Origin of the sequence: Cellulomonas fimi ATCC 484, from assembly GCF_000212695.1 — a bacterium.
Taxonomy (GTDB): Bacteria; Actinomycetota; Actinomycetes; order Actinomycetales; family Cellulomonadaceae; genus Cellulomonas; species Cellulomonas fimi.
On record NC_015514.1, the window covers coordinates 3,583,479 to 3,609,136 of the forward strand.

General features: G+C 76.9%; 27 protein-coding genes and 2 riboswitches. Of the genes, 9 read left to right on the plus strand and 18 right to left on the minus strand.

Going from position 1 to position 25,658, the window contains the following annotated elements:
• Positions 1-26: 26 nt before the first annotated feature.
• Positions 27-1,442, minus strand: coding sequence for an aminotransferase class V-fold PLP-dependent enzyme (locus tag CELF_RS16170; RefSeq protein WP_013772341.1), 1,416 nt, complete (start codon positions 1,440-1,442; stop codon positions 27-29).
• A gap of 39 nt (positions 1,443-1,481) precedes the next feature.
• A riboswitch (SAM riboswitch) is annotated at positions 1,482-1,596 on the minus strand.
• A gap of 119 nt (positions 1,597-1,715) precedes the next feature.
• Positions 1,716-1,812: riboswitch (SAM riboswitch) on the plus strand.
• A 5-nt stretch (positions 1,813-1,817) separates the two neighbouring features.
• Between CELF_RS16170 and CELF_RS16175 the strand changes: the two genes are divergently transcribed.
• On the plus strand, positions 1,818-2,231 hold the full coding sequence (locus CELF_RS16175; RefSeq protein ID WP_013772342.1) for a rhodanese-like domain-containing protein: 414 nt from the start codon (positions 1,818-1,820) through the stop codon (positions 2,229-2,231).
• On the plus strand, positions 2,228-3,493 hold the full coding sequence (locus CELF_RS16180) for an O-succinylhomoserine sulfhydrylase (protein WP_013772343.1): 1,266 nt from the start codon (positions 2,228-2,230) through the stop codon (positions 3,491-3,493). Before CELF_RS16175 ends, CELF_RS16180 begins: the two co-directional genes overlap by 4 nt.
• A 159-nt stretch (positions 3,494-3,652) precedes the next feature.
• Here CELF_RS16180 and CELF_RS16185 read toward each other — a convergent pair whose 3' ends face one another.
• Positions 3,653-4,456 (minus strand): TetR/AcrR family transcriptional regulator, encoded by an 804-nt coding sequence (locus CELF_RS16185; RefSeq protein ID WP_013772344.1) that lies wholly within the window; start codon positions 4,454-4,456, stop codon positions 3,653-3,655.
• A 92-nt stretch (positions 4,457-4,548) separates the two neighbouring features.
• On the opposite strand from CELF_RS16185, the gene CELF_RS16190 reads away from it, so the two are divergent.
• From CELF_RS16190 to CELF_RS16215, 6 genes are all read left to right on the plus strand, one after another.
• Entirely contained in the window at positions 4,549-5,553 is a 1,005-nt protein-coding gene (locus CELF_RS16190; protein ID WP_013772345.1) for a daunorubicin resistance protein DrrA family ABC transporter ATP-binding protein, read from the plus strand.
• Entirely contained in the window at positions 5,550-6,383 is an 834-nt protein-coding gene (locus CELF_RS16195) for an ABC transporter permease (RefSeq protein ID WP_013772346.1), read from the plus strand. Before CELF_RS16190 ends, CELF_RS16195 begins: the two co-directional genes overlap by 4 nt.
• A gap of 129 nt (positions 6,384-6,512) precedes the next feature.
• Entirely contained in the window at positions 6,513-7,475 is a 963-nt protein-coding gene (locus tag CELF_RS16200) for an NAD-dependent epimerase/dehydratase family protein (protein WP_013772347.1), read from the plus strand.
• Positions 7,468-8,592: a glycosyltransferase gene (locus CELF_RS19705; RefSeq protein ID WP_013772348.1), complete on the plus strand. Its 1,125-nt coding sequence runs from the start codon at positions 7,468-7,470 to the stop codon at positions 8,590-8,592. Before CELF_RS16200 ends, CELF_RS19705 begins: the two co-directional genes overlap by 8 nt.
• Positions 8,589-9,377 carry a hypothetical protein gene (locus tag CELF_RS16210; protein ID WP_013772349.1) on the plus strand — a complete coding sequence of 263 codons (789 nt, stop codon included), beginning with the start codon at positions 8,589-8,591 and terminating at the stop codon, positions 9,375-9,377. Before CELF_RS19705 ends, CELF_RS16210 begins: the two co-directional genes overlap by 4 nt.
• Positions 9,374-10,618: a glycosyltransferase gene (locus CELF_RS16215; protein ID WP_013772350.1), complete on the plus strand. Its 1,245-nt coding sequence runs from the start codon at positions 9,374-9,376 to the stop codon at positions 10,616-10,618. Before CELF_RS16210 ends, CELF_RS16215 begins: the two co-directional genes overlap by 4 nt.
• On the opposite strand, the gene CELF_RS16220 is transcribed toward CELF_RS16215, so the two are convergent.
• The 13 genes from CELF_RS16220 to CELF_RS16280 form a co-directional block, all read right to left on the minus strand.
• Positions 10,599-11,906 carry a F390 synthetase-related protein gene (locus CELF_RS16220; protein ID WP_013772351.1) on the minus strand — a complete coding sequence of 436 codons (1,308 nt, stop codon included), beginning with the start codon at positions 11,904-11,906 and terminating at the stop codon, positions 10,599-10,601. The two genes, CELF_RS16215 and CELF_RS16220, sit on opposite strands and share 20 nt — an antisense overlap.
• On the minus strand, positions 11,903-12,865 hold the full coding sequence (locus CELF_RS16225; protein WP_013772352.1) for an MBL fold metallo-hydrolase: 963 nt from the start codon (positions 12,863-12,865) through the stop codon (positions 11,903-11,905). Before CELF_RS16225 ends, CELF_RS16220 begins: the two co-directional genes overlap by 4 nt.
• Before the next feature lie 12 nt (positions 12,866-12,877).
• On the minus strand, positions 12,878-13,894 hold the full coding sequence (locus CELF_RS16230) for a 3-oxoacyl-ACP synthase (RefSeq protein ID WP_013772353.1): 1,017 nt from the start codon (positions 13,892-13,894) through the stop codon (positions 12,878-12,880).
• 142 nt (positions 13,895-14,036) lie between these two features.
• Positions 14,037-14,705 carry a hypothetical protein gene (locus CELF_RS16235; protein ID WP_013772354.1) on the minus strand — a complete coding sequence of 223 codons (669 nt, stop codon included), beginning with the start codon at positions 14,703-14,705 and terminating at the stop codon, positions 14,037-14,039.
• A gap of 169 nt (positions 14,706-14,874) precedes the next feature.
• The gene (locus tag CELF_RS16240) at positions 14,875-15,603 is read right to left on the minus strand and encodes a DUF72 domain-containing protein (protein ID WP_013772355.1); all 729 of its coding nucleotides are present in this window, start codon (positions 15,601-15,603) and stop codon (positions 14,875-14,877) included.
• Between the two features lie 13 nt (positions 15,604-15,616).
• Positions 15,617-16,627, minus strand: coding sequence for a GNAT family N-acetyltransferase (locus tag CELF_RS16245; RefSeq protein ID WP_013772356.1), 1,011 nt, complete (start codon positions 16,625-16,627; stop codon positions 15,617-15,619).
• Positions 16,627-17,322 (minus strand): phosphoribosylformylglycinamidine synthase subunit PurQ, encoded by a 696-nt coding sequence (gene purQ / locus CELF_RS16250; protein WP_013772357.1) that lies wholly within the window; start codon positions 17,320-17,322, stop codon positions 16,627-16,629. The genes CELF_RS16245 and purQ overlap by 1 nt, the downstream gene beginning before the upstream one ends.
• Positions 17,319-17,582: a phosphoribosylformylglycinamidine synthase subunit PurS gene (purS, locus tag CELF_RS16255; RefSeq protein WP_013772358.1), complete on the minus strand. Its 264-nt coding sequence runs from the start codon at positions 17,580-17,582 to the stop codon at positions 17,319-17,321. The genes purQ and purS overlap by 4 nt, the downstream gene beginning before the upstream one ends.
• A 45-nt stretch (positions 17,583-17,627) precedes the next feature.
• The gene (locus CELF_RS16260; protein WP_126297859.1) at positions 17,628-18,059 is read right to left on the minus strand and encodes a hypothetical protein; all 432 of its coding nucleotides are present in this window, start codon (positions 18,057-18,059) and stop codon (positions 17,628-17,630) included.
• Positions 18,060-18,170: 111 nt separating this feature from the next.
• A complete protein-coding gene (locus CELF_RS16265; protein WP_126297861.1) occupies positions 18,171-19,277 on the minus strand; it encodes a hypothetical protein in 1,107 nt (368 codons plus the stop codon).
• A 38-nt stretch (positions 19,278-19,315) separates the two neighbouring features.
• On the minus strand, positions 19,316-19,882 hold the full coding sequence (locus CELF_RS16270) for a hypothetical protein (RefSeq protein WP_013772360.1): 567 nt from the start codon (positions 19,880-19,882) through the stop codon (positions 19,316-19,318).
• On the minus strand, positions 19,882-20,214 hold the full coding sequence (locus CELF_RS16275) for a PadR family transcriptional regulator (protein ID WP_013772361.1): 333 nt from the start codon (positions 20,212-20,214) through the stop codon (positions 19,882-19,884). The genes CELF_RS16270 and CELF_RS16275 overlap by 1 nt, the downstream gene beginning before the upstream one ends.
• An 83-nt stretch (positions 20,215-20,297) precedes the next feature.
• Positions 20,298-21,791 (minus strand): amidohydrolase, encoded by a 1,494-nt coding sequence (locus CELF_RS16280; protein WP_013772362.1) that lies wholly within the window; start codon positions 21,789-21,791, stop codon positions 20,298-20,300.
• 47 nt (positions 21,792-21,838) lie between these two features.
• Between CELF_RS16280 and CELF_RS16285 the strand changes: the two genes are divergently transcribed.
• Positions 21,839-22,711, plus strand: a complete 873-nt coding sequence (locus CELF_RS16285) for a DNA/RNA non-specific endonuclease (protein ID WP_013772363.1) — start codon at positions 21,839-21,841, stop codon at positions 22,709-22,711.
• A 49-nt stretch (positions 22,712-22,760) separates the two neighbouring features.
• On the opposite strand, the gene CELF_RS16290 is transcribed toward CELF_RS16285, so the two are convergent.
• The 3 genes from CELF_RS16290 to CELF_RS16300 are packed head-to-tail and all read right to left on the minus strand — an operon-like array spanning position 22,761 to position 25,644.
• Positions 22,761-23,555, minus strand: coding sequence for an ABC transporter ATP-binding protein (locus CELF_RS16290; RefSeq protein ID WP_013772364.1), 795 nt, complete (start codon positions 23,553-23,555; stop codon positions 22,761-22,763).
• On the minus strand, positions 23,552-24,604 hold the full coding sequence (locus tag CELF_RS16295; RefSeq protein ID WP_013772365.1) for a FecCD family ABC transporter permease: 1,053 nt from the start codon (positions 24,602-24,604) through the stop codon (positions 23,552-23,554). The genes CELF_RS16290 and CELF_RS16295 overlap by 4 nt, the downstream gene beginning before the upstream one ends.
• On the minus strand, positions 24,604-25,644 hold the full coding sequence (locus tag CELF_RS16300; RefSeq protein ID WP_013772366.1) for a FecCD family ABC transporter permease: 1,041 nt from the start codon (positions 25,642-25,644) through the stop codon (positions 24,604-24,606). The genes CELF_RS16295 and CELF_RS16300 overlap by 1 nt, the downstream gene beginning before the upstream one ends.
• Positions 25,645-25,658: the final 14 nt, after the last annotated feature.

Sequence of the window (25,658 nt, forward strand, 5' to 3'; positions counted from 1 at the left end):
GGCCGCGGGCCGGTCCGGGCCGGGCCTCAGTCGTCGAGCGCCGGACCGCACGCGGCCGCCGCCGTCGCGGCGAGCGCGTCCAGGCCGTGCACCTGGACGAGCGGGCGGGTGTCGTCGACGACCGTCCAGCAGGCGTCCACGACCTCGTACCGGGACGACGGGCCGTGAGCCAGGTACTGCCGCAGCGCGACGACGAGCCGGTCGACCGCCTCGCTCGTCGTCCCGACCCCCACCGACGCGCGGATAGCCCCGCCCGAGGCGCCGAGGTGCGCGAGCAGCGGGTGCGCGCAGAACCGGCCGTCGCGCACGCCGATGCCGTGCTCGGCCGACAGGTACGCGGCGACGAGCCCCGGGTCGTGCCCGGGGACGGTGAACGTGAGCACCCCGACGGGGTCGGCGGAGTCGGGCCAGATGCGGGCGACCTCGACGCCGTCGATCGTCGCGAGCCCGTCGAGCAGGCGGGTCCGCAGGGCGTCCTCGTGCGCGGCGAGCGTCCCCGCGGGCAGCGCGGCGAGCCGGTCGCAGGCCTCCGCGAGGGCGATCGCGCCGAGCACGTTCGGGGACCCCGCCTCGTGGCGGGCGGGTGCGGGCTGCCACACCGTGCGGTCGGCGCGGACGTCCCGCACCGCCCCGCCGCCGGCGAGGTGCGGCGTGCCCGTGTCGAGCCAGTCACGGCGGCCGACGAGCGCCCCGGCCCCGAACGGCGCGTACGTCTTGTGGCCCGAGAAGGCGACGTAGTCGGCCCCCGTGCGGGCGAGCGAGAAGCCGCGGTGCGGCACGAGCTGCGCCCCGTCGACGGCGACACGCGTGCCGACGGCGTGCGCGAGCGCGACGACCTCCTCGACGGGCAGGCCCTCGCCCGTGACGTTGGACGCGCCCGTGAGCGTGAGCAGCGCGTACGGCTGGCGGGCGAGCTCGTCGCGCAGCGCGTCGAGCGTGCCGGCGACGGTGGACGCGATGGGCAGGATCGTCGTGGCACCGCGGCCGGACTGCTCGACCCACGGCAGGAGGTTCGCGTGGTGCTCGATGTCGAGCACGAGGACGCGCCCGCCGTCGGGCACGACACCCGCGAGCAGGTTGAGCGAGTCCGTGGTGTTCCGCGTGACGATCGCGACGTCGTCGGGACGCGCGTCGACGAAGCGGGCGATCGTCTGCCGGGCGGACTCGTAGAGCGCGGTGGAGACCTGCGAGAGGTAGCCGGCGCCGCGGTGCACCGACGCGTACAGCGGCAGCACCTCGGTGACGCGCGCGGCGACGGCCTCGAGGGCAGGGGCGCTCGCGGCGTAGTCGAGGTTCGCGTACGTGCGCTGCGTGCCGTCGACGAGCGGGACGGTGGTGTCCGCCCCGACGACGGGCAGCAGGGCGGCGACGGGCTCGCGGGTCGACGACGTGGGCACGGCGTCGACCTCGGCACAGGACGCGTGCTCGGCGGTGGCGGTCATGGTGCTCCTCACGGTCCGTGGGAGCCGCACCGACGGCGGTCCCCGCGCTTGCCGTCCGCCGGGCGGCGGTCGGCCTGGTCGTCACCCGGGGCACCCCACCGCGGAGGAGGGTTGCCGGCCAGCGAGCCGGGGCTTCGCGCTGGCGCTCATGACCTGACGACGAGGGTTTCCGACGGCCGCGGGACTGTCAACGAGAGCGACGGCGTGTCTCGTATGACGGGACGTCGTGTCCGCCCCTTGACCACGGCGGCGCGAGCGCGCGTAGCATCGCGGCAACCATCCAGAGCGGCCGAGAGATCTGGCTCGACGACGCCGCAGCAACCCCCCGGGCCCGCCCGGGCGAGGGTGCTACCGCCAGGACCGATGGAGGAACGCATGGGCTACGCCGGTGACCTGACCCCGCAGGAGGCGTGGGACCTGCTCGCGTCGGACGAGCGCGCGCTGCTCGTCGACGTCCGGACCGAGGGCGAGTGGCGCACGATCGGCGTCCCCGACGCGAGCGACCTCGGCGGCCGCGCGGCGCTCGTCCAGTGGACGACCCCGCAGGGCCTCAACCCGCGGTTCGTCGACGAGCTCGCCCAGGCAGGGCTCACGCCGGGCGACGAGCGGCCCGTCGTCTTCCTGTGCCGCTCCGGCGTGCGCTCCGTCGCCGCCGCGCAGGCCGCGACCGCCGCCGGGTTCGGCCCGGCGTACAACGTGCTGCGCGGGTTCGAGGGCGACGTCGGCCCCGACGGGCAGCGCGGGCACGTGGGCTGGCGCGCCGAGGGCCTGCCCTGGACCACGCTGTGAGCGGGTCCGCACCCGGCCGCGTGCCCGGCCCCGGTGACTGGGACGACCGGTCCGTCGACCGCTCCACGCTGCGCCCGGACACGCTCGCCGTGCGCGGCGGGCTCGTGCGCTCCGAGTTCCAGGAGATGTCCGAGGCCCTGTTCCTCACGCAGGGGTACGTCTACGACTCCGCCGCGCAGGCGGAGTCGGCGTTCGCCGGCGACGTCGACCGGTTCCTCTACTCCCGCTACTCCAACCCGACCGTGTCGACGTTCGAGGAGCGCCTGCGCCTCCTCGACGGCGCCGAGGCCGCCTACGCGACCGCGACCGGCATGTCCGCGGTGTTCACCGCGCTCGCCGCGCTCGTGCGGCAGGGCTCGCGCGTCGTCGCCGCCCGGGCCCTGTTCGGGTCGAGCGTCGTGATCTTCGACGAGATCCTCGCGGCGTGGGGCGTGCGGACCGACTACGTCGACGGGCACGTGTCGTCCCAGTGGGAGGAGGCGCTGTCCACCCCCGCCGACGTCGTGTTCTTCGAGACGCCGTCCAACCCCATGCAGGACCTCGTCGACATCGCGACCGTGTCGCGCCTCGCGCACGCCGCGGGGGCGACCGTCGTCGTCGACAACGTCTTCGCGACGCCCGTGCTGTCCCGCCCGCTCGACCTCGGCGCCGACGTCGTCGTCTACTCCGCGACCAAGCACATCGACGGCCAGGGCCGCGTGCTCGGCGGCGCGATCCTCGGCTCCGCCGCGTACGTGCGCGGCCCCGTGCAGACGCTCATCCGCAACACCGGCCCGTCGCTCTCCCCGTTCAACGCGTGGGTGCTGCTCAAGGGGCTGGAGACGATGTCGCTGCGCGTGCGCCACCAGGCCGCCTCCGCGCTCGACCTGGCCGGCTGGCTCGAGCAGCACCCGGCCGTCGCGTCCGTCCGCTACCCGTTCCTGCCGTCGCACCCGCAGCACGAGCTCGCGCGCGCCCAGCAGACGGGCGGCGGGACCGTCGTCACGCTGAACCTGCGGGTCCCCGAGGGCGCGACCCCCGACGTCGCGAAGAAGTCGACGTTCGCGTTCCTCGACGCGCTGCGGGTCGTCGACATCTCGAACAACCTCGGCGACGCGAAGTCCATCGTCACGCACCCGGCGACGACGACCCACCGCAAGCTCGGCCCCGAGGGCCGCGCCGCCGTCGGGATCGCCGAGTCGACCGTCCGCCTGTCCGTCGGCCTGGAGGACGTCGAGGACCTGCGTGAGGACCTCGCGCAGGCGCTCGACCACGCGCTGTGACGCCGGTCGAGCGACCGCCCGTCAGTCGCTGATCGCCACGACGCCCGGGAAGCCGGCGCACCGCGCCCACGCGTCGCGTGAGACGAGCACGCGCCCCGGGCCCGCGCGGCAATCACGCGGACCGCAGGGCCGTGCTCGCGCGGGACGACCGGCCGACGCTCACGCCCGGGGCGCGGCGTCGACCAGCACGGCGATGCCGTCCAGGAGGCGGGCCAGGCCGAACTCGAACGCCCGGTACGGGTCGTAGGCGGCCTGGTTCGCCTCGCCCGCGACCGGCCCGACGCGCGCGACCGTCGGGTAGGCGGCCGGGTCGAAGACCTGGTCGACGTACGGGGCGGTCGCCGCCCACCACTGCTCCTCGCTGATGCCGGTGAGGCGCTCGGCCTGCGCGCGGTCGAGGACACCGCGCGCGGCGCCGGCGACGAACCCGTCGACGAGCGTGACGACCGCGTCCATCGTGACCTCGTCGAGCCCGGTCCCGTCGACGGCGCGGAGCTCGACCTCGTACTTGGCCATGACGTTGGGGCCGAGCGGCGGGCGGCCCATGGTCGCGACCTGCAGCAGCCACGGGTGCCGCTCGTGCACCGCCCAGTTGGCGCGGGCGACGGCCCCGAGCCGGTCGCGCCAGCCGTCCGGCCCGGCGGGCGGGGCGGGCGCGGCGAGCCCACCGAGCGCGTCGACGACCTCGCCGAGCACGTCGTCGACCATGAGGTCGACGAGCTCGCCCTTGCCGGGGACCCACGTGTAGAGCGTCATCGCACCGACGCCGAGCTCGCTCGCGACGCGGCGCATCGACAGCGCGGCGAGGCCCTCGGCGTCGGCGAGCGCGACGGCCGTGCGGACGACGCGGTCGACGGACAGCCCCGCGGCGGCACCCCGGCCGCGGGGCGCCGCGGGCTCCTCGGTGCGCCACAGGAGGGCCATGCTCCGCGCGGGGTCGCCGGTCCCGGTGTGCTCGCTCATGCGCTCATCCTCCCCGGCGGGAACGGATGGTGACGGCCGTGCGTTGTTGTCGTACGCTGTACGATAAGCGTCCACCACCGAGGAGGCCACCCATGCCCTCGTCCACCCGCTCCCCCGCCCGCCCGGACCTCGCGGTCCGCGCCCGCGGCCTCACACGTCGCTACGGCGACACCACCGTCCTCGACGGCCTCGACCTCGACGTCGAGCCCGGCACCGTGCACGCGCTGCTCGGCCCCAACGGCGCCGGCAAGACGACGACCGTCCGGATCGTCGCCACGCTCCTCGCCCCGCACGGCGGCACCGCGCACGTCGCCGGGTTCGACGTCGTCCGCGAGGCCGGCGAGGTGCGGCGCCGCGTCGGGCTCGTCGGTCAGCACGCCGCCGTCGACGAGATCCTCGGCGGGCGCGAGAACCTCGTGATGTTCGGGCGCCTCTCCCACCTCGGGACCCGGGAGGCGCGGCGCCGTGCCGACGAGCTGGTCGAGCGGTTCGACCTGGTCGACGCCGCCGACCGGCCCGTCGCGACCTACTCGGGCGGCATGCGTCGCCGGCTCGACCTCGCCGCCGGGCTCGTGCTCGACCCCGAGGTCCTCCTGCTCGACGAGCCGACCACCGGGCTCGACCCGGGCGGCCGCCGCGAGGTGTGGCAGGCGGTCCGCGAGCTCGTCCGTGGCGGGACGGCGGTCCTGCTGACGACGCAGTACCTGGAGGAGGTCGACCAGCTCGCGTCGCAGGTCAGCGTGCTGGCCCGCGGGCGGCTCGTCGCCCGGGGGACGCCCGACGCGCTCAAGGCGTCGATCGGGCAGGACCGGCTCGACGTCGTCGTGCGGCACGAGGCCGACCTGGCGGCCGCCCGCACCGCGCTCGACGCCGTCGGCAGCGACGTCGAGACCGAGCTCGACACCCGCCGGGTCACCGCGACGGTCGCCGACCGCGTCGCCGCGCTGACCCACGTGGTGCGCACGCTCGACGACGCGGGCGTGGCGGTCGACGACGTCGCCCTGCGACGCCCCACGCTCGACGAGGCCTTCCTGCACCTCACGGCACCGACCGCCCCCCGTCCCGTCACCGAGCCCAGCGAGGAGGTCTCCCGATGACCGCGACCACCACCACCGTCGCCCGCCGCCCGACCCGCGTGCCCCCCGGCGGACCCGGCTGGGCGCTGCGCGACGCGTGGACCGTGACCCTGCGCGACCTCGGGCACTGGCGACGCCAGCCCTGGGACCTGCTCATCGGGCTCGCGTTCCCGCTGCTGCTGCTCCTCATGTTCGGGTACCTGCTCGGCGGCGCGATCGACGTCCCCGGGGGCTACGTCGAGTTCCTGTTCCCCGGGATGCTCGCCGTCACCATGGCCTTCGGGCTCGAGACGACCATGACGGCGGTCGCGCAGGACGTCCAGCGCGGCGTCACCGACCGGTTCCGCTCCCTGCCCATGTCCCGGGCCGCCGTGCTGCTCGGACGCGCGGTCGCGGACATGCTGTCGAGCGTCGTCGGGCTGCTCGCGCTGCTCGTCGGCGGGCTGCTCGTCGGGTGGCGCTGGCACCACGGGCTGGGGCCCGCGCTGGCCGCGCTCGGGCTGCTGCTCCTGCTCCGGTTCGCGTTCCTCTGGCTCGGCATCTGGCTCGGGCTGCTGTTCCGCGGGCAGGGGGGCGTGACCGCGGTCCAGATCCTCGTGTGGCCGTTCGCGTTCCTGTCCAACGCGTTCGTGCCGATCTCGACCATGCCCGGCTGGCTCGAGGCGCTGTCCGCGTTCAACCCGATCACCGCGACCGTCGCCGCGACGCGCGAGCTGTTCGGCAACCCGACCGTCGCCGGGACCGGATGGGCCGCGGAGAACGCGCTGCTCCTGGCCGTGGTCTGGCCCGTCGTGCTCACCGCCGTGTTCGGGGCGCTCGCGGTGCGGCGGTACGCGCGGCTCGGACGCTGACCCGGTCCGCAGCGGCGCGAGGCGTCGGTCCTCGCGCTGCTGCGCCGACCGGGCGATCCCGGCGGGGCAGGTCGGGCACCCGTGGACGGCGGGCGCGGCCGGGAGGCGCGACGCCGTTATCCTCGCCGGATGCGTCTCCTGCTCACCGGTTCCAACGGCTTCCTGGGGACGCGGATCGTCGCCGACGCCCACGCGCGTGGCTGGGAGGTCGTCGGCGTCGGCCGGGCCGCGTCCCCCGGCAGCCCCGTCGACACCTACGTCCGGCACGACCTGACCCGCCCGGTCCCCGCCGACGCGGTCCCGGGCACGGTCGACGCGGTCGTGCACTGCGCGGCCCTCGCGTCGCCGTGGGCGCCGCCGCAGGAGTTCGTCGCCGCGAACGTCGACGCGACCCGGCACGTCGCCCGGTGGGCGGCGGACCACGGGGCACCCCCGCTCGTGCTCGTCTCCAGCTCGTCCGTGCTCTACCGCGACGAGGACCAGCTCGGCCTCACCGAGGACAGCCCGGTCCCGCCCGACCACGAGCAGATCAACGTCTACTCGCGCACCAAGCGCATCAGCGAGCGCGTCGTCGCCCAGTACCCCGGGGCGTGGTCGGTGCTGCGCCCGCGCGCGGTGTTCGGCGTCGGCGACACCGTGCTGCTGCCCCGCATCCTGCGGCTCGCCGAGCGGGGCGCCCTGCCCGTCCTGGAGCCGCGCGACGGCCCTCGGGTGCGGGTCGACCTCACGGACGTGCACACCGCGGCGCACTACGTCACCGAGGCCGTCGAGCGCGGCGTGACCGGCACGTACCACCTCACGAACGCCGAGCCCGTCGACCTCTACCCGTTCCTGCTCGACGTGCTCCAGCGCCTCGGCGCGCACCCCCGCACGGTCCACGTCCCGGCCGCGGCCGTGCGCGCGGCCGCCCGGGCCGGCGAGGTGGCGTCGGCGACGCTGCTCGGCTGGCGGGAGCCGCCGCTCACCCGGTTCGGGGTGTCCGTGCTTTCCCGCTCCAAGACGTTCGACGTGTCGCGGACGCTGCGCGACCTGGGTGCGCCCGCGGTCTCGCTCGACGAGAGCGTCGACCGGCTCGTGCGCGCGCATGGGTGAGACGGCCGTCGCCGCCTCTGCGCTGCTCGTCCTGCTGGTCGCCGTCCGCACGACCCTCGCCCGGCGCGCGCTCGGGGCGCCCTCGGCAGCGGCCGGGCCGCAGGACCTGCGCGACGTCACCGTCCTCGTCGCGGTCCGCTCCGGCGACCCCCTGCTCGCGGACGTCCTGGCCGCGTCCGTCGCGACGCTGGCACCGGCACGCGTCCTGCTGCTCGTCGACGAGGACGACCCCGCGGGTGCCGGCGCCGCCCGGGACGCGGCCGCGCCGCACGGCCACGTCGACGTCGTCACCTGCGCCCCGCCGCCCGCCGGCAGCAACCCCAAGGTGCACAAGCTCGCCGCCGCCGAGGTCACCACCGGCACGGTCGTCGTCCTCGACGACGACACGACGCTGCCGCCCGGCGGCCTGCTCCGGCTCGTGGCACCCCTGAGCGACGCCGACCTCGCGACCGGGGTACCCGTCTACCGGGAGCAGGGCGGGCTGTGGTCGCGGCTCGTCGCGGCGTTCGTCAACGGCTCCGCGCTCGTCACCTACCTGCCCCTCGCGCAGGTCGGCCCGCCCGTGAGCATCAACGGCATGGTGGTCGCCGTGCGTCGCGACGCGCTGCGGTCCGTCGGCGGGTTCGCCGCACTGACCGGGGCCACGTGCGACGACTACGCGCTCGCCCGGCTGTTCCGGGTGCACGGCCTGCGCCTGGTCCAGACCGCCCAGCCGGCCGTCGTCGCCACGACGATCCCGTCCGCCACGGTCTACGCGCGGATCCTGCGGCGCTGGCTGCTGTTCGCGGGCGAGGTCGTGCGCCGCGACCTGTCGCCCCGCCTCGTGCTCCTCGTGCTGCTGCCGAGCGTCCTGCCGGCCGCGGTCGCCGTGCTGGCCGTCGCCGCGCGCGACGGCCGTGCCCTGCTGTGCGCGGGCACAGCCCTGCTCGCCTCGGCGGTCAGCACCTGGGTGCTGCGCCGGCGTGCGGGATGGCACGCGACCGGCGTCCTCGGGGTCCTGCTCGAGCCCGTCGCGGCCGTGCTCGCACCGCTGCAGGCCGCCGCCGCCCAGGTCGGGCCGCGGACCGTCACGTGGCGCGGGCGCCGCGTCGCCGTCGGCATCGGGGCCGTGCCGTGAGGTGGCTCGTCGCGCACGCCGACGCGACCCCGCTCGCCGGGCCCGCGACCGCCCGCGCGGTGTGGCTGACCGGTCAGAGCTCGTGGCGGCACTCCCAGCTGTCGCCCGGCCAGCTCGCCGTGCTCGACACGCTCGCCGCGCACGGCTGGGAGCCCCTGCGCGTCGGCTTCCCCTGGACGGAGCGGGCCGCCGCCGAGCCCTACCGCCGCGAGCCCCTGCTCGCCGCGTCCGCCCGCAACGCCCGGCAGTGGGCCGCGGCGCGCCCCGGCAGCCGGTTCGCGCGGCACGCCGCCGACCACCTCCAGGTGCTCCTCGACCGCACCGCGACCGACCTGCTCCTGCTGTGCGGGAGCGCCGGGGCCCGCGTCCTCGCGTCCGCCGCACCGTCGCTGCGCACGCCCGCGGGGCTGCGCGTCCACGTCGTCGGGCTCGGACCGGTCGGTGCGCTGCCCGTCGCGGGCAGCGGCTGGTCGGTGCACGTCGTCCGCGGCCGGTCCGACCTCCTGAGCCGCTGGGGGCACCGCGGGGCGGCCGACGTCGTCGTGCCCGGCGGGCATCTCGTCGCCGCGACGTCGCCCGCAGCCGTAGCCGCCGTGCTGCACCTGGTGGGACCGCCGTCCGGGGCGGCTTCCCCGGCGCCGTCAGCGGCGCCGTCGGTGACGCCGTCGGAGGAGGCGTCCGGGGCATCGCCGGTCGAGCCGTCCGGAGACGCGTCCGCGCAGCCGTCCGGCGACGGCCGCTCGGCTGCTGCTGCCCGACCCGACGTCGACGGGGCGCCTCGATGAGCGCCCGCCTGCTGCTCGTCGCGCCGCCGTTCGCCGGTCACCTCAACCCGCTGCTCACGCTCGGGCGCGGGCTGCGCGACCGTGGGTTCGACGTCCGCTTCGCCACGGGCGGCACCAAGCTCGACCTGCTGCGCGCGCACGGCTTCGCCGCCGACGCGCTCATCGCCGACGACCCGGGCGTCTTCGACCGGATCTCCGACACGCCCCGTCCCGTGCGCTCCGACCCGGTGCGGCTCACGCGCCAGCTCGCCGCCAACCTCGCGCTCCTGCCGCGCGCCCGCGCCGAGCTCGACGACCTCGTCCGTCGTGACCGTCCCGACGCCGTCCTCGCCGACTTCACCGCGCCCGTCGCCGGCATGGTCGCGCAGGCGCACGGCCTGCCCTGGCTCACCACCATGCCGACGCCGTTCGCGCTCGAGACCCGGACGGGCACCCCGTCGTACTGCGGCGGCTGGGGGCCGGCCCGGCACGCCGGGCACCGGATGCGCGACGCCGCCGGCCGCGGCGCTACCCGGCTCGCGAAGCGCACGATGCAGGCGGTGCTCGCACCCGCGTTCCGCGCCGCCGGGACGGGCGTCTACCGGGCCGACGGGTCCGAGGCCGCGTACTCGCCGACGACGATCCTCGGCCTCGGGATGACCGAGCTCGAGCTCGAGCGCGACTGGCCCGCCGGGTTCCGGATGGTCGGACCCGTGACCGGCACGCCCGAGCCCTGGCCCGTGCCCCCGCGCCTGCCCGACGGCCCGCTCGTGCTCGTCACCATGGGCACGCACCTGCCCTGGGCCAAGGACCGGTTGGCCGAGCACGCCCGGGCCCTGGCGTCGCACGCACCGGGGCACACCGTCGTCGTCACGCTGGGCGACGCGGGCCGCGCCGCGCCCGAGCCGCTGCTCGTCGACGGCCCGGTCCACGTCTTCGGGCACCTGCCCTACGACGACGTGCTGCCGCGGTGCGCCGCCGTCGTGCACCACGGCGGCGCCGGCATCACCTACAGCGCGATCCGCGCGGGCGTGCCCGCCGTCGTGTGCCCGCAGGACTACGACCAGTTCGACTACGCGGCGCGCATCGTCGCCGCCGGTGCAGGCGTGCGGGTACGCCGGCTCACCGGCCGTCGGGCGGGCGAGGCCCTGAGCGACGTGCTCGCCGCGGACCGGACACGCCTCGACCGCCTGGCCGCCGCCGCGGCGGCCTACGACCCGGTCGCGTCGGTCGCCGACGAGGTCACCGCGTCGTTGGCGTGACGCCTCCTGCGGGCACCGACGGGTCGCGGCGGACACGGCGGCGCTTGACCAGGGGGTCCCACGGCTCGATCTCGCCCGGGACGACGTCGGGGGCGACGAAGCCGGCGGCCGCGAGCGCGTCCCCCAGCGAGCGGCTCGCCCGCTCGAACGCCCCCGCGGGCTCGACGGCCAGACGCACCGTGGACGGTGCCGTCTGCACGACGCGGAAGTCCTCGACCCCCGGCGCGGCGAGCACCGCGGCGCGCACGAAGTCGGGGTGGAAGGGAGCCGCGTCACCGGGGGCGCCGCCGGCACGCGTGCGGCGCGGCAACCACAGGACGTCGTCGGAGCGGCCCACGACCTCGCGGACGACGAGCGTCGGGTCCCCGCACGCGCACGGACCGTCGGCGGGGACCAGCACGTCGCCGAGCCGCCGCCGCAGCACCGCCTGGCTGCTGCGGAACAGGTCGGTGACGACGGGCACGAACCGGCCGTCGCCCGCGTCCTCGCGCTCGACGACGACGAGGTCCTCGGCGAGGTGCAGCGCCCCGAGCCCGCAGCTCATGCCGAGGAAGCCCTCCGCGGCCTGGTAGACCTGGTCGACCCGCACACCGAGCGCGTCCTCGACCGTCGCGGCGTCGTGCGGGTCGAGCACCTCGGCCGCGGACAGCACCCGTTCGAGCCGCAGCCCCAGGTCGGCACGCGCGACCGCGACCAGCACGGACGGCGGCGCGACGAGGACGGTGGGCGCCGACGCGCGGACGTGCTCCAGCAGACGGTCGTGGTCGAGGGCCAGGTCGACGAACCGGAACGACACGCGGCCGCCGTCGACCGACTCGTACAGCGGCCCGCCGGCGCGCAGCACGAGCGTCACCCGCGCGCCGCCGAGCAGCCCGCGCGGCAGGGCGCGCGCGAGGACCTCCCCCGCCCACCGGTCCCGCTCCGCGGCCGACGTGAGGAACGCGGTCTGCCGCCCCGAGGTGCCGGACGACAGGCCGACCGACAGCCCGCGCAGGGTCGTGCCGAAGTCCCGGCCGCGTTCGGCGGCCCGTGCCGCCGCGACGCACGCGTCGAGGCCGACCCCCCGGGTGTTGAGCTCGGCGAAGTGTGCGAGCACGTCCGGCTTGTCGAGCACCGGCAGCTCGTCGAGGGCGCGGGGCCGGGTGCCCGCGTAGAACGCGTACCGCTGCGGCGCGCGCTGCAGGACCCGGCGCAGGTGCCGCTGCTGCCAGGACGCGAGGTCGTCGCGGTCGGCGAACCGGCGGCGGCGGGCCTGCGCGTAGTGCCACAGGACGCGGGCGCGGCTCATCCGGCGAGCTCCGCGCGGGCCGCGGCGACGAGCGCGTCGTCGTGCGACGGCAGCACGAGCAGGTCCGGCCGACGCGTGGCGAGCACGCGCAGCGCGCCCAGGGTGCCGCGGTACCGGTGCCAGTCGGCGGTGACGAGACGCGCGACGGGGTGCGGCAGCTCGCCGTCGCTGACCGCGCGCGCGTGCCAGGCGGCGTCGCCGACGAGCAGGACGTCGCGCTGCGGTGCGCGGACCCGCACGCCGAGGTGCCCCGTCGCGTGCCCGGGCAGCGGCACGACGAGCACGGTGCCGTCGCCCAGGAGGTCGCGCGCACCGGTCAGCGGGGCGAGCTCCTCGGGGTCGGCCGCGGGCAGCGTCGCGGGGTCGAGGAGCCGTTCGGCGAGGTCGTCAGGCAGGAGCGCCGTGACGAGCCCGCGCCGCAGCCGCCCGAACCCGCGCACGCGGGCGGCCTCCGCGACGGCGCGCCGCGCGACGACGACCCGGGCGTCGGGGAAGTCGAGCAGCCCGCCGACGTGGTCGGCGTGCAGGTGCGTGAGGACGACGTGCGTGACGTCGTGCGGGGCGACGCCGAGCGCTGCGAGCTGCGCGACCGCCGCCTGCTCGGGTGCGACGTCCACCGGCAGCAGCCGCCCGTACACGCGGTCGACGCCGCGCGACATCGCGTCGGGCACGCGCGGCGCGTAACCGGTGTCGACGAGCACGACGCCGCCCGGGTGCGTCACGACCGCGACGAGCGCCGGGAACCGCACGCGCTCCCGTCCGGCGCCCCGTCGTGCCACGCCCGCCGCGTGGGTCGTCGCACCCGCCTCCAGCAGCAGCAGGGGCACGCGCGGCACGCCGCCCGCCGCACCGCGTCCGCCCGTCCCCGCGACCGGGCGCCCGCCCGGCGCACCGTGGGCTGCCGTCGCTGCCGGCTCGCCGGAGCGCGGCCCGTCGGGGACGCCGGACACGTCAGCCACGCCGCTCCGTCCTCAGTACCGCAGGACGGTCGCGGACAGCGCGAGCCCCGCACCCGTGCCGAGCAGCAGCGCGGTCCCGCCCCGCTGCAGCGCCCCCGACGTGACCGCGTGGTGCAGGGCGGTCGGCACCGACGCGGACACCTGGTTGCCGTGGTCCTCGAGGATGTCCACCACCGCGTCGGGCTTCACCCCGACACGCTCGCGCAGGTACCGCAGACCGACCGCGCTCGCCTGGTGCGGCACGACGACGTCGACCTCGTCGCGCGCGACGCCGGACCGCTCCTCGACGTCCCGCAGGAAGCCGGGCAGGTGCCGCGCGACCTGCCGCAGCAGCGCCGCCCCGTCCATCCGGAACAGGTAGGCCGACGGGTCCGCCGGCGGCGTCGTGACGTTGAGCCGCGTGCCTCCCGCGTCGATCCGGCACGCCGCCCAGGCCTCGGGCCAGACCGCGGACGACGACGCGAGCACCGCCGACCCGTCACCGGGGTCTGCCGGGCCGACCACGACGGCGGCGGCACCGTCACCGAACAGCGCGCTGCACTCCACGTCCCGGTGGTCGAGACCCTTCGACGCGATCTCGGTCGCGACCACGGCGACGCGCCGCCAGCGGCCCGCCGCGACGCCCGTCGTGGCGAGGTCGAGCGCGGTGAGGAACCCGACGCAGGAGGCGTTGACGTCGAACGCCGCGACGCGCCCGCCTGGGATCCCGAGCGCGGCGGCGGTCAGCACGGCGGTCGTGGGCATCGGCTGCTCGGGTGCGACGGCCGACACGACGAGCGCGTCGAGGTCGGCCGCGCCGAGCCCTGCCGCGTCGAGGGCCCCCGCCACGGCGGACGCGGCCATCGCCGAGGACGTCTCCTCCGGCGCCGCCCACCGCCGGCTGCGGACGCCGGAGCGGGCGAACGAGGTCCCCGGCGCCCGTCCGTGGGTCGTGTCGAGCTCCTCCGACCGGACCTCGTGCGACGGCCGGTGGACGCCGGTCCCGAGGAGCCGCACGGGCAGCGGGACGGGGCGGGGGGGCTGCGGCATGCGGGAAAGGATGCCACGACGCGGTCCCGGTGCCCGTGGGCCCTCCCCAGGCTCGTCGGCGCTGACCTGCGCATTCGCGCGCATCGCTGCACGCGCGGCGGGACCGGTTCGCCCGTACGGCAGCGTCCGACGACGCGTGCCGTCAGGCGGCGAGCGCCGCGGCCCGCAGCGCCTCGGCGTGCCCCTGCGACGGCCCGACCAGGGCGAGGGCGACGACGTCGACCCCGACCTCCCGGGCGAGCGCGGCCCCGTCGGCCAGCACACGCTCGGGCGGTGCGACCACCCAGGACGCGGACGGTGCCCACGACGCACCGGCGAACGCCTCGACGTGGGCCAGCCAGGAACGGCGGCGCGTCGCGTCGGCCTCGTCGCGCGCGACGACCGTCTCGACCTCGAGCACGAGCCGCACGTCCTCGCGACGGCGGCCGACCGCGAGCAGGTGCCCCTCGAGCACCGCGACGAGGGCACGGACCGCGCCGGTGGTCGGCAGGGCCGCCGAGAACCGGATGCGGACGGTGTCGGCCCGTGCGGCGGACCGCAGGAGCGCGACGTCGTCGAACGCCGCGCTCGCGACGACGACCTCCGTGCCGCGGACGGGTCCGGCGTCAGCCGGTCCGGTCACCTCGACGTGCACACGCTCGCGCGGCGTCGAGTCGGGCGACGTGGCCCAGGGCTGCACGGGCGGGCCCGAGGGGCGGGACGGACGGGGTGCGGGCCGGTCTGCCCGCGGCGCGGACGCGCGGTCGGCGGCGGGGTGCAGGGAACGGGACGAGCGCGGCGCGGACGGGTGCGCCAGGACGGGCTGAGCCACGGTGGGAGTCCTCGGGTCGAACGGGGTGCGCAGCGAGGGCCAGAGGGCCGCGGGCGCGCGGGGTCGTCAGCTCAGCGACAACACACCCGGCTCGAGGACATGGCTCGCACGCTAGCCGCCACGGCGCACGCGCACCACCCCCGTCCGCCCCGCGGGACGGTCGCCGCGCTCACCGGCCCAGCAGCCACCGCAGCGTCCGGGCGTTGCGCACCGCGTTCCCGCCGCCGTCGTTGTTGAGGTAGACGAGCACGTCCCGGCCCTGCGCCTCCCACTCGCGCACCCGGTCCGCCCACCAGCGCAGGTCGTCGTCGGAGTACGAGCCCCCGTACAGCCAGTCCTGGTCGGGTCCGTGCAGCCGGACGTAGACGAACGGTGCGGTCGCGCGCAGCACGCACGGCAGGCCGGCGCCGCTCATGACGCAGTACGCGGCCCCGCGCCGCTCCAGCAGCGCGTACACGTCGGGGTGGTCCCACGACGGGTGCCGCAGCTCGACCGCGACCCGCACCCACCACGGCAGCGCGGCGAGGAACCAGTCGAGGCGCGCGTCGTCGCGCTGCTGGCCGGGCGGGAGCTGGACCAGCAGCACCTCGCGCCGGTCGCCGAGCTCGTGCCAGGACCGCGCGATCCGCTCGGCCCACGCCTCGGGCGCGTACAGCCGCTTGGCGTGCGTGAGCCCGCGCGGCGCCTTGACCGACATCCGGAACCCGTCGGGCAGCCGCCGGCGCCAGCTCGCGAACGACGCCTCGCGCGGCCAGCGGTAGAACGACGCGTTGAGCTCGACCGTGTCGAACTCCTGCACGTACCGCGCGAGCCGGTCGGCGGGCGGCAGCCCGGGCGGGTACAGCACTCCGTCCCAGTGGTCGTACGACCAGCCCGACGTGCCGACCCGGACGGTCACGCGCGCTCCGCGCTCACAGCGCCTTGACGAAGCAGAGCGACAGGAGGTCGCCCGCGTACGGGCCGAACGGCGCGACGGGCCGGTACCCCTCGGACACGTAGAGGCGCACCGCCTCGGGCTGGCGGACGCCGGTCTGCAGCAGGAGCTGCGTGAACCCTGCCGTCCGCGCGTCGGCCTCGAGCGCTCGCATCAGCGTGCGCGCGACGCCCGCACCTCGAGCGGCACCGTCGACGAACAGCTTCTTCACCTCGGCCGATCCGGGCGGGTAGCCCTCGCGCGGGTCGCGCAGCGCCACGTGGCCCACCGGCTCGCCGTCGAGCAGCGCCAGGATCGTCGACCGCACGCCGACGCCCTGCTGCGCGTCGTCGCCGTCGAACCCGCCCGCCGCCTCGAAGACGGGCAGCAGCTCGGGGTACCGCCAGCCGTTGAACTCGTGCATGGCCCGGCGCAGCGCGACGGCCCGCGGGTCCCGCCAGTCGGTGTGCTCCAGCTCGACGCGCCCGGCGTACCGCGGGCCACGCTCGACCTCCGGCACGGGCACGAGCCACTTGGCGAAGCAGCGGGAGTCCACGACCCCTGCGTACTCGCCGTAGTTCTCGATCGGCAGGTAGCCCGCGCGCAGGTACAGGCCGATCGCCTCGGGCTGCAGCGGGCCGGACTCCAGGACGAGGCACCGCCAGTCCTGCGCGGTCGCGATGCGCTCGAGCTCGGTCAGGACGAGCCGCGAGTAACCCCGCCCGCGGTGGCCGGGCACCACGTACATGCGCTTGACCTCGCCGGTCCCGGGCGCGAGGTCGTCGTACGCCGCGTCGACGTCCCGCAGCGCACCGGTCGCCACGGGTTCGCCGTCGACGCGCAGCAGCACGACGCCGACGATGTCCTCGCCGGTCATGTCGTGGCCGATGTCGTCCTCGCCGTACCGGTCCCGCAGCTCCGCCTGCTGCGCGTCCCGCAGCCGGACGACGTCCGGGTGGTCCCACGCGACGACGTCGACGGTGACGGTCCGCTCGCCCGCCGCCGTCATCAGCCGACGAGCGCGTGCAGCACCGACGTGAAGAACCGCAGGCCGTCGGTCCCGGAGCGCGGCCCCTGCGGGCCGTCGGGGCCGAAGCCTGGCTCGACCGCGTGCTCGGGGTGCGGCATGAGCCCGACGACGTTGCCCGCCGCGTTGCTGATGCCGGCGATCCCGCGGCGCGACCCGTTCGGGTTCCCGTCCTCGTAGCGGAAGACGACCCGGCCCTCGCCCTCGAGCTCGTCGAGCGTGCGCTCGTCGGCGACGTACTGGCCGTCCTGGTTCTTCAGCGGGATGGTGATGCGCTCGCCCTGCGCGTAGTCGCGCGTCCAGGGGGTGTCCGTGCGCTCGACGGACAGCACCTGCTCACGGCAGACGAAGTGCAGGTGGTCGTTCTTGATCATCGAGCCGGGCAGCAGGTGCGCCTCGGTGAGCACCTGGAAGCCGTTGCAGATGCCGAGGACGGGAAGGCCCGTGCGGGCGGCGTCGACGATCTCGCCCATGACCGGCGCGAACCGGCTGATCGCACCCGCGCGCAGGTAGTCGCCGTAGGAGAACCCGCCGGGCAGGACGACGGCGTCGACCCCGTGCAGGTCGGCATCGGCGTGCCAGAGCGCGACGGGCTCCCCGCCCGCGAGGCGCACGGCGCGGGCCGCGTCGCGGTCGTCGAGCGTGCCGGGGAACGTGACGACGCCGACGCGGGTCACTGGGCGGCCACCTGCGTGTCCTCGTACACCGCCACGACGTCCTCGATGACGGGGTTGGACAGCACCTGCTCGCCCGCGGCCCGGGCGGCGGCGAGCACCTCGTCCGTCACCGGCCCGTCGACCTCGAGCTCGAACCGCTTGCCCTGCCGGACGGAGGAGAACTGGCCGAACCCGAGCCGGGGCAGCGCACCCGCCACGGCCTTGCCCTGCGGGTCGAGGATCTCGGGCTTCGGCATGACGTCGACGACGACTCGTCCCACGGGTGTGCTCCTGTGTTCGCGCGGCGGTGGGGGGTCGCGGTGAGTCTACCGAGCAGCCGCGTGACGTCCGTCGTGCGTCCGCCGCCCGGACCGCGTCGTGGTCCGGGCGGCGTCGTCGAGGCCCCCGTCCGGGCCGGCGTGCGGCGGTTGCGGACGCTCGCCGAACAGCTCCTCGCGCTCACGACCCCGCTCCTGGGACCGCCGCAGCACCGCCATCCCGGCGAGCCCGGCCGCGAGGACCCAGGGCCCGACCACGACGCTCGTCGGCAGGGGCGCGCCGACCGCCACCCCGGCGAGGGTGGCCGCGAGCAGGACGAGCGCGACGACCGCCTGCACCGGCGCCTCGGCGCGCAGCGGGAACCAGAACCCGTCGATGTCGCGCCGGAGCCACGCGTCGTAGGCCGGGCCGGGCCGACGCCCGCGCAGCCGGTAGGCCAGCAGGACGCGCAACGGAGGGCGCACGGGCCTCGTCGTCATGCCCGAATTCCTACCGCCCAGGGCGGCGCAGCGGAAGGGCAAGCCGCGCCGCGCGTCGGCTCACGCGCGGGGACGGCCGAGCGGGACCACCGGCGGTCGCCAGGCGGCCGGTCAGGCGGACGGGACGGCCAGGGCCGGCTCCCCCTCGTCGACGGCCACGTCGCGGCCTGCGAGCAGCCGCACGACGTCGACGAACGCGACCGTGGCGTCGTCCCGTACGGCCGCGAGCGTGACGGCGCCGACCGTGAGCAGGACGAGGCAGGCGGGACCGGCCAGGACCGACAAGGACAGCGTCCACGTGCCGACCGCCTCGGCGGCCGCCGCGGCCACGACACCCAGTGCGGCGGCCACCCAGCCGGTCACGGCGGTCGGGACGGGCGGCACCACCTCGCGCCCGGGCTGGCCGGGCAGGCTGGGAAGCCCGCGACGCAGGGCGCGCCGGGCGACCGCGGCGAGCACGAGCCCGACGACGAGCGCGACCGCGAGCACCGCGACGACAACGGCGGACACGTCAGGGCCGCGGGGCGCGGTGCCGACGTCAGTGCATGTGACGACGGCTCCGTCGGCAGGGCACGCGGTCGTGGACCACGTCACCGGCGCGAGGAGCGCCGCGGCCGACCACGCGACGGCACCCGTGGCCGCCAGGGCGAGGCACCCGCGCAGCACGGGCAGGGCGGCGAGCCGTCGCGTGCGACCCAGCACGACCTGCTCGCCACGCGGCCCGACGACAGGAGGACCGGGGACCAGGTGCCGTCGGACCGCACGCCGCCGCACGGTCTCCGGGTGCGACGCGAGCAGCGCCACCGCCTGCACGACGACGAGCAGCCCGAGCAGTCGCAGGGCGGCGGGCGCGTCGCCGGTCGCGAGGATCGCCGTCGGGAGCACGGCCGGCCACGACGAGCGCACCGCACGCCACATCCGGTAGCGCGGGGAGGTCAGGTCGTCGACGACCCAGGTGGCGTACCTGTCCGACAGGGTCGTGTCGAGCAGGAGGTAGCCGACGCGGGACGGCCACGGCGGGCCGGACCGGTGTCGCGTGACGAGGCCCGAGCGGAGCAGGCCGAGCCCGGTGCGGACGTCGACGCGCGTGGCGTCGGGGCCGGCGAGGTCGGCCAGGACGGCGACGAGCTCGTGCCCCCGCCGCAGCCGCCATCCGCGCGGGTAGGCCCGCGTCCACCGCGCGGCGGACCGCGCGAACGCGGGAGCGACGCCCGGCACGACCACACGGTCCGCCGGTCGCGTCCCGGGGCCGGGCGTCATCGTGCCTGCCCGCGGTCCAGGCCGACGTACGGACCGAAGCGCCCGGGAGCGTCGGCGGGTGGGTGCCCGAAGGCGGTGGCGACGTCGTCCTCACGGTGGCGGGCCCGCCGCACCACGTCGACCCCGACGACGAACAGGAGCACGGCGGCGACCTCGCCCCAGCCGCGCGGGGTCAGCCAGTGGCCGGTGAGGTCGCCGACCGCGTGGAGGAGGGCGACGAGAACCGCGCAGACGACCGCCATCGGCGCCTCGGCACGCACCGGGTACCAGCGGCCGGCCAGGTCGTCGCGCAGCCAGGCGTCGTGGCGCGCGTCGAGCCGACGCCCGCGCAGCCGGTAGGCGAGGACGACCCGTGCGGAGGGCCGTGTGCTCCGGCGGGCACGCCAGCCGCCCGCGACCAGGCCGGCCGCGGTGCGCAGGTCGACGCGTCGCGCACCCGGCGCCGCGAGGTCGAGGACGACGTCCCGGAGCTCGGCGCCGCGCTGCTCGCGCCAGCGGGGCGGGTAGGCGCGCAGCCAGCGGTCGACCGACCGTTCGAGCGCGGGCGAGGCGGAGGCGCCCATCACGCACCGCCGAGGGCGGGGCGGCCGAGGACCTGGCGGGCGCGGCGGGACAGCGCGGCGAGCCGCCGGGTCTCGGCCTGCACCGCGTCGAGGCCGTCGCCCGTGAGCCGGTAGTACCGGCGCGCGCGCCCGTCGACGACGACCTCCTCGGACGGCTCGGCGTACCCGGCGTCGACCAGCCGGTCGAGGATCCCGTAGAGCGTGCCCGCACCGAGTCGGACGCGGTCGTCGGACAGCGCGCGCACGGCCTGGACGACGCCGTACCCGTGCCGGGGCTCCTCGGCGAGCGCGAGCAGGACGAGATAGGCCTGCTCGCTCATGCGGAACGTCATGCGCGATATATATCGTCGGACGACCTATCGCCGCAAGAGTTTCCGCAGGTCGACGCGGTTGCGGACCATCGCAGCGCGCCCCATCAGGCCAGGGGCGACGTCCAGACCCCGCGGACGAGCGTCCCCGCGACGGGCTGCGTGCGCAGCGCGCCGGGCGTCCGCCCCCGCACGAGCGGGTCCTCGTCGAGGACCGCCAGGTCGGCCGGGTCGCCGACGCGCAGGGACAGGGGCCGCCCGTCGACCGACGCAGCGAGCGCGGCGTGCAGGTCGAGCCGCTGCTCCGGGTGCCACGCGTCCCGCCCGTCGCGCGCCCGCCAGACGGCCGCGTCGATCGCGGCCCACGGGTCGAGCGGGGCGACGGGGGCGTCGGATCCGAGCGCGAGGCGGACGCCGGCGGCGTGCAGCGCGCCGTACGGGAACGCCCGTGCGGTGCGGCCGGCCCAGTGCCGGTCGGCGACGTCGCGGTCGTCCATCGCGTGCTCGGGCTGCACGCTCGCGACGACGCCGAGCGCGGCGAACCGGGCCACGTCGTCGTCGGTGAGCAGCTGGGCGTGCTCCACCGACCCGGCGGCACCGGTCGCGGCGAACGCGTCGAGGGCATGCGTGTTCGCCGCGTCGCCGATGGCGTGGATCGCGCAGCGCAGGCCGTGCGCGCGGGCGTGGGCCATGAGCGGGACGAGCCGGTCGGGCGGCACGGCCAGCACGCCACGGTCGGCGGTGCCGGGGTACGGGTCGTGGCAGTAGGCGGTGCGCGTGTTGAGCGAGCCGTCGGTGATGACCTTGAGCGGGCCCTGCTCGACGAGCCCGACGACCCGGTCGCCGGTGTGCAGCTCCTCGCGCACGACGCGGTCCAGGTACTGCTCCCACACACCGGCCCGCACACGCAGCAGGCCGGGGCGCGCGGCGGCCCGTCGTCGCCACACGTCGAGGTTGTCGGCGATCTCCAGGTCCACGACGCCCACGACGCCCCGTGCGGCGGCCGCGGCGGACGCGTCGTGCACGAGCGCGTCCGCCGCGTCGTCCGGCACCTGGTCGACGACGCCCTGCAGCGGCAGCCACTCCCCCTCGCGCAGCAGCCCGGTCGGGTGCCCGCCCGCGCCGACGAGCCGCAGCCCGGCGCTCGACAGCCAGGCGCAGTGCAGGTCGGCCGAGACGAGCACGACGGGCACCTCGCCCGCGACGGCGTCGAGCAGCGCGGCCGTCGGCACGTCGGGCCACAGCCCGTCCCGGAAGCCGAACCCCACGAGCGGGCTCCCGGCGGGCGGGCGACCGGTCGCGAGCCGGGCCCGCACGAGGTCGGCGGCGTGCGCGGCGGACGACGCGGCGGACACGTCGAGCCGGTGCCGGGCCAGCGCCCACTGCGTCAGGTGCACGTGCGCGTCCCACAGGCCCGGCACGACGACGCGCCCGTCGAGCGGCACGTGCTCCGCGCGCGGCCCCGCGTGCGCCGCGAGGTCGGGCCCGACGGCCGCGACCCGCGCGTCGCGCACCAGGACGTCGACCCGCGTGTCGTCCCCGGCGCGCCGGGCGTCACGCAGCAGCAGTGGGTGATTTGTCCCGTTCGTGATGTCGCTCACGGTCGGCGCGTGGCTACCGTCGTCATGTGAGCACCGTAGGGGGCGGCATGGATCACGACCTGGACCACGCGGGCGGGTACGACCCGTTCTTCCTGGGCCCTCCGCTGCCGTTGCCGGGCGTGCCCCGACCGGTCGAGGACCTCCCGTCGACGCACTTCACGGTGCTGTTCGACACCACCGCCAAGCTCGCGGCGGCGACCGCCGTGAACATCGACGGCGACCAGCTGCTGGACCTGCCGCGGGACGACCGCTGGGAGCTCGACCCCCGCGTGCCCGCCGACCAGCAGGCCGGGCCGGGCGTGTACCGGGACAACCGGCTCGACCGTGGGCACCTCGTCCGGCGCGCCGACCCCGTGTGGGGCCCGCCCGACGTCGCCAGGCGCGCGAACACCGAGACGTTCCGGTACACGAACGCGGCGCCGCAGGTCGACGTGTTCAACCAGGGCAAGGAGCTGTGGGTCGGCCTGGAGGACCACGTGCTGGAGTACGCCGAGACGTGGCGCCAGCGGCTCAGCGTCCTGACCGGCCCCGTGCTGCGCGACGACGACCCCGTCTACCGGGGCGTGGGCGTGCCGCGGCACTTCTGGAAGGTCGCGGTGTGGGCCACGCCCGACAGGGCGGGCGTCGGGCACGGCGACGACGGGCCGCGCGTGCGGCTCGCGTCGGCGGGGTTCCTCGTCGACCAGACCCCGATGCTCGGTGGCGTCGACCTCGACGAGGCGACCCGCGCGGCCCGCGACGCCGACGTGCCGCCTCCCCTGGGCCCGTTCCGGACCTTCCAGGTCCCGGTCTCTACGGTGGCTGAGCTGACCGGGCTCGACCTCGGGCCCGCGGTCGACGCGGACGTGCTGCCGCCCACGCGCGCGCGCGACGCGGAGCCGTGGGTGACCCTGACGAGGGCCTCGGACATCGTGCTCTGAGCGGGCGCGCCGCGCGGCCCGGGGTTCGCGCGCCGACGTCGGCGGACCGTCAGGGGGTCGTGGCGCGTCGCAGCGGGACCACCATGGGCGTCCCGGACTCGGGGTCGGGCACGACGCGGCACGCCAGCCCGAACACGTCCCGGACGGTCTCGGCCGTGACGACCTCCTGCGGCGGCCCCTGGGCGACGATCACGCCGTCGCGCATCGCGACGAGGTGCGTGGCGTAGCGGGCCGCCTGGTTGAGGTCGTGCAGGACGGCGACAAGCGTGCGTCCCTCCTCGTGCAGGCGCGCGCACAGGTCCATGACCTCGACCTGGTGGGCGATGTCGAGGTACGTCGTGGGCTCGTCGAGCAGCAGCAGGTCGGTCTCCTGCGCGAGCGCCATCGCGAGCCAGACGCGCTGCCGCTGGCCGCCGGACAGGTCGGAGACGTACCGGTCGCGCAGGTCGGTGACCTCGGTGGCGGCGAGGGCCGCGGCGACGGCGCGCGCGTCGGCGGGCGACCACTGCCGCAGGATGCCCTGGTGCGGGTAGCGGCCGCGCGCGACGAGGTCGCCGACGGTGATCGACTCGGGTGCGACGGGGCTCTGCGGGAGCAGCGCGAGGCGCCGGGCGACGTCCTTGCCGCGCATCCGGTCGAGCGGCTCGCCCTCGAGCAGCACCTGCCCGGCGCGCGGCGTGAGGGTCCGCGCGAGGGCGCGCAGGAGGGTCGACTTGCCGCAGCCGTTGGGCCCGATGACGACGGTGAACGACGCGCGCGGGATGTCGACGGACAGGTCCCGCGCGACGACGAGCCGGTCGTAGGCCAGGGTGAGGCCGCGCGCGGCCAGCGGGGCGACGCTCATGCGGCACTCCTCCTCCACTCGCGCACCAGCAGGAGCGCGAGGTAGACGCCGCCGAGCGCGGCGGTGACGACTCCGACGGGGAACTGCTGCCCGGGCACCGCGTGCTGCGCGACGAGGTCGGCGACGACGAGCACCGCCGCGCCCGTGCACGCCGCGGCGACGACACCGGGCCCGGTGGACCGGGTGAGCCGGCGCGCGATCTGGGGCGCGGTGAGCGCGACGAACGCGACGGGCCCGCACACGCTCACGGCGGCGGCGGTGGCGAGAACACCCACGACGACGGCGGCGGTCCGCACGTGCGTCGGCCGCACACCGACCGCTGTCGCGGCCTCGTCGCCCATCTCGACGACCTGCAGCGGGCGGGTCAGCGCGAGCGCGAGCGGCACGAGGACGGCGAGGGCGGCGCCGACCACGGCCGCGTCCGACCACGTGCGCGCGACGAGGGAGCCGTTGAGCCAGATCGCGACCTCCTGCGCGTCCTGCCGGGCGGCCCGGGCGAGCGCGAGCTGCACGAACGCGAGGGCCATCGCCCCGATCGCGATGCCGGTGACGACCATGCGGTGCGGCGCGGCGAACCCGCGACCCGTGCCGAGCCAGACGGCGACGACCGCCACGACCGCCCCGACCGCGGCGCCGACCGGGACGGGGACGTGGCCCGGCCAGACGAGCCCGGCGGCGGCCGCCCCCGCGGCGGCCCCCGCGCTGAGCCCGATGACGTCGGGGCTTCCGAGGGGGTTGCGCGTCACGGACTGGAACAACGCACCGGACACGGCGAGCGCGGCTCCCGCGGTGGCCGCGACGACGAGCCGCGGCAGGCGCGTCGTGAACAGCGCCCACTCCTGGACCCGCGACCCCTCGCCGGCGAGCACGGCGGGCAGCTCGGCGAGCGGGATGCCGAGGCGCCCGGCGGTCGCGGTCACGAGGGCGGCGGCGATCGCGACGGCGACGGCCGCGACGCACACGACGACGGGCCGCGGCCGCCACAGCAGCGCCGCGCCCCGGTCGCCCGGGCCGAGCCGCAGGACGCGCGGCGGGCGCGCCTCGAGCATCACAGCGCGACCCGCCCGCGGCGCACGGCCGCGACGAGGAACGGCGCACCGACGAAAGCGGTGACGGCGCCGACCATGAGCTCGCCGGGGCGTGCGACGACCCGCCCCACGACGTCGGACGCGAGCAGCAGGACGGGTCCGAGCAGCGCGCAGTACGGCAGCAGCCACCGGTGGTCCGACCCGGTGAACGACCGGACGACGTGCGGCACGGCGAGGCCGACGAACGCGATCGGCCCGACGGCGGCCACGGCGGCGGCGCACAGCACCGTCGCGGCGGCGCCTCCGAGCAGCCGGGTGCGGCCGGCGTGCAGGCCGAGCGACGTGGCGGACTCGTCGCCCAGCGCGAGGGCGTTGAGCGGGCGGGCGAGCAGCGCGCACAGGACGAGCCCGGCGAGGACGAACGGCAGGATGCGGCCGACGAGCTCGGGGGGTCGCCCGGCGAGCGAGCCGACGACCCACACGCGGTAGGAGTCGAACACGAGGGGCTGCGTGAGGGAGACGGCCTCGACGAGCGCCACGAGCACGGCGCTGACGGCAGCGCCGGCGAGCACGAGCCGGACGGGGGTCGCGCGCCGCCCGCCGGACCCGACGAGGTACACGGCGACGGCCGCGACGAGCGCACCGGGGATCGCGGCCCACACCGACCGCCCGGCCGCGGGCCCGAGCAGGCTGATCGTCAGCACGACGCTCGCGGACGCACCCGCGTTGACGCCGAGCAGGCCGGGGTCGCCGAGCGGGTTGCGCGTGAGCCCCTGGATGACGACGCCCGCGACGGCGAGCGCCGCACCGACGAGCACCCCGAGCTGCGTGCGCGGGACGCGAGACGCGACGACGGTGGAGGTGTAGGAGCCGTCCGGGTGCAGGAGCGCGGACCACACGTCGCCGAGCGGCACCGACCTCGCGCCGACGGCGACGCTGAGCCCGACCGCGAGGACGAGCAGCGCGCCCGCCGCGAGGAGGCCGAGGGCGAGCAGGAGGGCGCGCGAGCCCCGCGCGGGTGCGCGGCGCGTGGGCACCGCGGCGGGCGCGACGGTGCTCACGGCCGCGGGCGCGC